The 6858-nt window shown below is 69.8% G+C and carries 5 protein-coding genes; 2 read left to right on the top strand and 3 right to left on the bottom strand.

From position 1 onward, the window contains the following. Together ACN675_RS26760 and ACN675_RS26765 are read right to left on the bottom strand one after the other, a co-directional pair. Positions 1-932: BTAD domain-containing putative transcriptional regulator (locus ACN675_RS26760; protein ID WP_420753702.1), on the bottom strand; the 932-nt coding region annotated here is incomplete at its 3' end. Positions 933-1053: 121 nt separating this feature from the next. Then, positions 1054-2457 (bottom strand): ABC transporter substrate-binding protein, encoded by a 1404-nt coding sequence (locus ACN675_RS26765; RefSeq protein WP_420753703.1) that lies wholly within the window; start codon positions 2455-2457, stop codon positions 1054-1056. Between the two features lie 400 nt (positions 2458-2857). On the opposite strand from ACN675_RS26765, the gene ACN675_RS26770 reads away from it, so the two are divergent. Continuing rightward, positions 2858-3853, top strand: a complete 996-nt coding sequence (locus tag ACN675_RS26770) for an NADAR family protein (RefSeq protein ID WP_420753704.1) — start codon at positions 2858-2860, stop codon at positions 3851-3853. Positions 3854-3990: 137 nt separating this feature from the next. Further along, positions 3991-5589, top strand: coding sequence for an MFS transporter (locus tag ACN675_RS26775; protein WP_420753705.1), 1599 nt, complete (start codon positions 3991-3993; stop codon positions 5587-5589). A 29-nt stretch (positions 5590-5618) separates the two neighbouring features. Here ACN675_RS26775 and ACN675_RS26780 read toward each other — a convergent pair. After that, positions 5619-6858 (bottom strand): SDR family NAD(P)-dependent oxidoreductase (locus tag ACN675_RS26780; protein ID WP_420753706.1); only part of this gene is annotated, 1240 nt, incomplete at its 5' end.

Consider the following 6858-nt stretch of genomic DNA (forward strand, 5'->3'; position numbering starts at 1 on the left):
CCACCGGCCCGCGCGATGTGCGCGATCTCGGTGAGCAGCCGGGTCTTTCCGACGCCCGCCCCGCCGCGGATGAGAATCGCGCCCGGTCGACCGGACGCCGCGCGGTGCCATGCGGCGGCGAGACGGTCGACCTCGCCGGACCGTCCGACCAGTTCGACGGTGGTGGACCCGGTGCGGATCGGGGTCCGCCGGCCGGGTGCGGTGTCGAGAACCCGGTCGACGAGGGCGCGCGTCTGCGGGTCGGGGAGGACACCGAGTTCACGTTCGAGCAGCGACGCGCAGCGGTGATAGGTACCGGCGGCGCCGGCCCGATCTCCGGTCTGGGCCTGCAGGCGCATCAGGTTGCGATAGCCGACCTCCTCGAGCGGGGCGAGCCGGACGCGACGACGCGCGACCTCGATTGCCCCGGCGGGATCACCCGTGCGGGTGAGAGCGCCGGACAGCAGATCGCACAGCTCGACACATCGTCGTTCACGATCGGATCGGATCTCGAGTGCCCAGTCGTCGAACACGGCGGGCAGGAACTCGCCGCCGTATGCGTCCAGCGCCCGCCTTGCGTGGGTGACGAGAGCACGGTCGTCGCCGGACCGGGCCGCCGGCAGCGTCGCTGCGCGTTCGGTGTCGAAGACGCGCAGGTCGGCGCTGCTCGACGGAGTGTCGGTCCAGCACAAATCCTTCGCGGTCACCGTGAGTGACGGCTCGTCGCCCAGCGCCTGACGCAGATGGTGGAGTTCGCGTCGCAGGTTGGTCAGGGATTGCCCGTCTGCGGAGTCCGGCCAGAACAGGGTCGCGAGCCGCTGCCGGGGCTGCGGTGTACCGGCGTGGGCGACCAGGAACGCGACGAGCGCGAGCGCGCGCGGCGACCGGGTCACCACGGCCCCGGTCACATCGTCGGTGATCGCCTGTTCGCCCAGGATGGAGACGCGCAGCATGCCTCGTTCCTCCGCTGATCAGGTTAGTCCCCGTTCCCCGGGCCGGGGGCCGCGTGGCCTCGGAGACGAATCCCCGAGGCCACGCGCCGTTCCTTCTTTCGGCTACTGGACGTCCTTTCGGCTACTGGACGTCGTCCATGGTCTTGCCGACCTCGGCGAGGGTCATCGGCGTGCCGAAGTCCGCGGTGAACTTGCGGGCGGGGATGTCGCACCGGTACAGACCGTTGTCCGGATCGAAATCGGCGGGCTGCCACCCTTCCGACGTGGCCTGCTCGACGTTGAAGCACGGCTGCGGCGGGATCGGGTTCTGTAGGTCGTTCGCGGCGTGCAAGCCACCGCCGGTCCAGGCTGTTTCCTGACGGGCGTTGTCGTACACGCACTTTCGGGTCAATTCGTCCCCACATGCGGCGGCGGACTTGGCGAACAGCAACCAGGACGACCAGGCGCGCATCGCCGGGAGAGTGATCTGGGCGTCGGGCGCGTACTTCGCGTAGAGCTCCTTCAGCTGTTCGACGGCGGGTTCGTCGCTTTCGAGCGGGGCGACACCGCTGAGATCGACGATGTTGTTCTGGAAATCGGCGGAGCGGCCGAGCAGTTCGAGGAACTGGGCGTTGTAGGCGTTGTTGTTCGGATCGATCCAGTCCAGCTTGTAGTCCATGTTCGTCAGGACCTCTTCGAGCTTGGCGAGCTGATCGAAGCTGCCCATGAAGATCAGGCCCTTGACGCCGTTGTTCTTGATGGCCTGGGCGTAGGGCGTCCAGTCCGACACGCCCATCGTCGGATACAGCTCGTTGTAGACGACCTTCGCGCCGATCGCGTCCAGGGTCTCGAGCGTCATCTGCTGCACGGCCTTGGTGATCGCCGAGTCGCCGTTGATGAGGCCGATGGCCTGCTTCGAATCCGGGTAGGCCTCGTCCACGGCCCAGGTGCGGAAACCGGCGTAGTTGTCGTACCCGGGGACCTTGGACGGGGAGGCGCTGACCTCGAGGTCGGCGCCGGCGGCACGTTCCTGCACGGCCTGTGCCGGGAAACTCGGGAGCAGGCAGTTGAGGCGTTCCTTGACGCCGAGGGCATCGAGTCCGGCGCCGCCGCCGACGAGCGCGAAATCCTCGCGGCAGGCCTCGATCATGCGCTGGCGCGGTTCCATGAGTTTCGTGTCGCGGGTATTGGCGACGAGGGTGCGGCCGTTGATGCCGCCGTTGTCGTTGCACCAGGACGTGAACACCTTTGCCGCGTCGACGAATTCGGAGTTCTTGGTGAATCCGATGTCGGAGAAGACGCCGACCTCGATCTGCTCGGCGGTGACGCCCTGGGCGGAGGCTGTCGAAGCGTCACCGTCCTGGCACACCTCGGTGAGATCACCGAAGTCGGCGGAGACCGCTGACGATCCGCCCTGTCCGGACGTGGTGCTGTCGGTGTCGGTGCCGGTGCGGCCGCTGCAGCCGGCGGCGAGCAGTGCGACCGCCGCGACGAAGGCGACGACGACGCGCTGCTGTCCGGCGAGGGATGTTCGATGTCGTTTCACGTGTTGCCCCCGGGTCCTGTGGGCCTGCGCGATCGACGCGATCGAGCAGGAGGCCGGATGGACCAAGTGCCCTCACCCACCAGGGAAACTGTCCTCTCCGACTTGGAGAACGAAGATATTGCCTCCTTGCGTGCCAGGGACGATTTTGGCGGAACCCGAGCGGACATTTCGGTCGGAAGTGCACCCGGCCGCGCCGGATCGCGGCCGGGGTGGGACAACTCCCGTCGCGGTCTCGGCGTGGGATGCCCGGCTCCTCCGGTACTTGTTGCGGGACTCTTTGTCGAAGAATGCGAAACGCAATGTTGCCGAGAGCAGGTGCGGATCACCGCCGCAGCCCGACTCGACGACAACGGACCCGTCACCGATCCTTGTATCCGACGACCACCAGCACGGAGACGTAGTGACCCGCCAGAGAACCACCGACACCCCGACGGCCCTGGACGTCATCGACCTCGGCGCGCACCCGGACTGGCCGTTGCATCTGCGCCGGCCGGTACCGATCGACTGGGCCGGCCGGACCTGGCCGACACCCGAGCACGCCTTCGCGGCCGCGCACACCACCTCGACGATCGCGTGGGATCGCATCGCAGACCCGGCCACGAGCAGCGATGACGCGCACCGCATCGGCACCGGCGCTGTCCGCCGCGACGACTGGCCGACCGCACGGTTCACCGTGCTCCGCGAGATCGTTGCCGCGATGACCTCCGATCTCGTCGTCCGGGCCGCGCTGTCCGCGACCGGTGATGCCCTCCTCGTCGCCGCCGGCCCCGACAAACTGTGGGGCCGGCACCGCGACCGCGGATACAAGACGCCGATCGGCCGCAACGAACTCGGCCGCATCTGGATGCGGCAGCGGGCCGTCGACCGCGGCGATGCCCCGGACCGATGGATCCGGGCGGCAGTGATCGGACATCGCGAGCACCTGATCGTCGAGCCCGACACGCGCGAATGGGTGCAGGGGGAGCTGTCGCGTCTGGCCGCGAAACTGGCTGCCGAGCACGGGACCGAGATCGCGATGTCGGGGTGGGCGACCGGGGCGGGCCTGTGGTGGGCGGACGCTGCGCATCGCGCCGGGATGGCGCTGTGGGCGTACCTGCCGTATCCGGAGCAGACCGCCGGCTGGCGTCCCGAGCAGATCGCCGAGCACCAGCGGCTCCTCGCGCCGGCCTCGCGCCGGGTGACGGTCGGGGGCCGGGCCGACAAGCGGTTCGATCACGACCGGAGCGCGTTGATGCTGTCCGATGCCGACGTGGTCATCGCCGTTCGCGATCCCCGGATCACCATCGGCGCCACCGTCGCCGCGCTGCGGGAGCTGGCCGGGCGGCGCCGGGTGATCACCGTCGACGTGGTCGCCCGATCGACGACGATCTCCGCGGTCGACCCGGTCTTCGCCTGAGCCGATCCCGCGGGGCCGGACGAGTGTGCTCGAACCCGGTTCGCGCGGACGACGGGCGCGTACCCTGCTGGATGCAGCAGTGAATGTCGCACCTGCCCGGTGCGGGAAATTCACGACGGCCGAACGGTGGTACTGCCATGACGGACGAATCGATCACCCACGATTCCGACCGGAAATCCGGCCACAGCAGATTGCTCGCCCTCCTGCTCGCGATGGCGATGTTCGTCCTGGTAGTGGACACCTCGCTCATGAACGTGTCGATCTCGGCGGTGGTGCGCGACCTCGAAACGACCGTCAGCGGCGTGCAGGCCGCGATCGCACTCGAGGCACTCGTGTCCGCCGCGTTCATCCTCATCGGCAGCAAGGTCGGCGACCTCATCGGCCGTAAACGGGCCTACGTCCTGGGCCTGCTCGGCTACGCGACCGGCGCGACCGCGATGGCGCTGGCCCAGAGTCTCACCGCGGTGATCGTGTTCTGGGCGATCGTCGGCGGCATCGGCGCCTCGCTGCTGCTTCCGGCCATGCAGTCCCTCGTTCACGGCAACTTCGAAGGGGACGCGCAGAAGAAGGTCTACGCCCTGGTCGGTGCTGCCGCCGCGATCGCCGCGGCCGTCGGACCGCTGCTCGGCGGCTTCATCACCACCTACCTGTCCTGGCGCATCGCATTCGTGCTCGAGGTCGTGATCATCGCGGCCGTGCTGTCCGGCATCGGACTCGTCCGCGACGTGCCCTACACCGGAGAACGGGGCGTCGACGCGGTGGGCGCGCTGCTGTCCGTGCTGGGCATGGGCGGCATCGTGCTCAGCATCCTGGTGTGGCAGGAAGGCGGCGAGTCGGTGGCCGGTCTCTTCGTGGTCGGCGCGGCCGCCCTCGCCGGGCTCGCCTACTGGCTGGTGCGACGCAAGCGCGCCGGTGCTCCGGCGCTGCTGGACCCGGATCTGTTCCGGTCCAAGATCTTCCGGCTCGGCATCACCGGCCAGATGCTCCAGCAGATCGCGCTCGGCGGCGTCATGATCGCGTTGCCGATCTACCTGCAGATGGTGCTCGAATACAACGCCATGCAGGCGGGCCTGTCGCTCGCGCCGCTCTCGCTGAGCATGTTCGTCGTCGCGTTGCTCGCCGGGAAGAAGGCCGGCGCGCGGCGCCCGAGCACCATCATCCGATGGGGCTTCCTGCTCGTCACGATCGGGATCGTGGTGCTCCTGCCGATCGTGCCCCGCGCCGACTTCGGGTGGGGACTGCTGCTCCCGCTCGCGGTCGCCGGATCGGGCCTGGGCCTGCTGGTCTCGCAACTGAACAACTACACCCTCGCCCCGATCTCGGAGGAACGCGTCAGCGAAGCCGCCGGCACCAACTCGGCGGCCGGGTCGTTCGGGCTGTCCTTCGGTCTGGCGTTCGCCGGCGCCATCCTGCTCGCGACGCTGTCGATCACGTTCACCTCGATGGCGGAGTCGAGCGACGTGCTGCCACCCGCCGAGCAGCAACGCGTCGCGCAGGTGCTCGAGGAGGACGCCGAAGTCATGAGCAACACCCAGCTCGAGGAGTTGCTCGCCGGCCAGCCCCCGGCGATCCGCGACGAGGTCGTCCGCATCAACACCGATGCGCGCCCGATCGCCCTGCAGGTCGCCTTGCTCGTCCCGCTCGCCGCGGCACTGCTCGGGTTCGCGAACTCGTTCCGCATGGTCCGGGCGGACGGATCGCGACCCGCCGCTCAGAACGGCGCTGCACCGCTCTGACCCGGCGGCGCGGCCGACGCGAACGACACTCACCCGTCGCCGGGACCGAGGTCGCGGTCGATCAGGTCGAGGATCTCCTCGCCGGTCGCGTCCCGGATCCTGGCGACCGCGTCGGTCCCTGCCCGGCCGGGGAATCCAAGCTCGGCCAGCAGCGTTTCCAACCGCTCCGCGATCGTGGACCGGGCGTCCCCGTCCTCACCGACCTCGGCGAGATCCAGCCGGAGCCGGTCGATGTCGGCACACGCAACCGACACCGGATCCGGCACGAGTTCCGCGCGCAGGAACTCGGCGACCGCACGCGGATTCGGGTGATCGAACACCATCGTCGGCGGCAACCGGAGCCCGGTCGCGGCACCGAGTTGATTTCGGAGCGCCACCGCGGCCAGCGAGTCGAACCCGAGTTCCTTGAACGCCTGCTCCGGGTCGACCGCGTCCGGCGCGTCGTAGCCGAGGACCGCGGCCGCCGCGCCCCGGACCAGCTCGAGCATCAGATGCCGCTGCTCGGGAACCGACCGTTCGGCAAGGCGCTGAGCCCAATCCGGCGACCCGGCAGCCGTGGATCCGGTCGCCGCCGTGCCCGCGGCGCGCGGACGGGATTCCCGGATCAGGCCGCGCAGGGGCGCGGGCACAAAGGGCGCGGCCGCGCCGGTGTGATCGAATCGCGCGGCCACCACGGTGGGTGCCCCGGCTGCCAATGCGCGGTCGAACAGGGCCAGGCCGTCGTCCGCCGACAGCGGGGTCATGCCGCTGCGGAGGGACCGGACGCGATCGATCGCCCCGAGGTTGCCGGTCATGGCGCTCGGCGGCGCCCACATGCCCCATGCGATCGACAGTGCGGGCAGCCCGAGGGCGTGCCGGTGCCGGGCGAGGGCGTCGAGGAACGTGTTCGCGGCGGCGTAGTTCGCCTGCCCGGGCGCCCCGAGAATCCCGGCGAGGGACGAGAACACGACGAACGCCCGCAGGTCGGACGTCGCGGTCAGCCGGTGCAGGTGCCAGGCCGCGTCGACCTTCGGCCGCAGCACCGCGTCGAGTCGCTCGGGGGTGAGCGAGGTCAGGGTGGCGTCGTCGATCACGCCGGCCGCGTGGACGACCGCCGTCAGCGGATGCTCCGGCGCGATCCCGATCAGCAACTCGGCGACCGCCGCCTCGTCGGCGGTGTCACAGGCAACCGCGCGCACCTCGGCCCCCAGGTCGCTCAGCTCGCGCAGCAACCGGTCGCAGCCCTCGGCGGCGGGGCCGCGCCGGCTGGTCAACAGCACATGCCGTGCC

Source organism: Rhodococcus sp. O3, assembly GCF_048897285.1.
Lineage (GTDB): Bacteria > Actinomycetota > Actinomycetes > Mycobacteriales > Mycobacteriaceae > Rhodococcus.

What these genes read in the sequence shown, in the direction of transcription:
- ACN675_RS26775 (WP_420753705.1), top strand. Translation starts at nt 3,991, where the DNA reads ATGACGGACGAATCGATCACCCACGATTCCGACCGGAAATCCGGCCAC.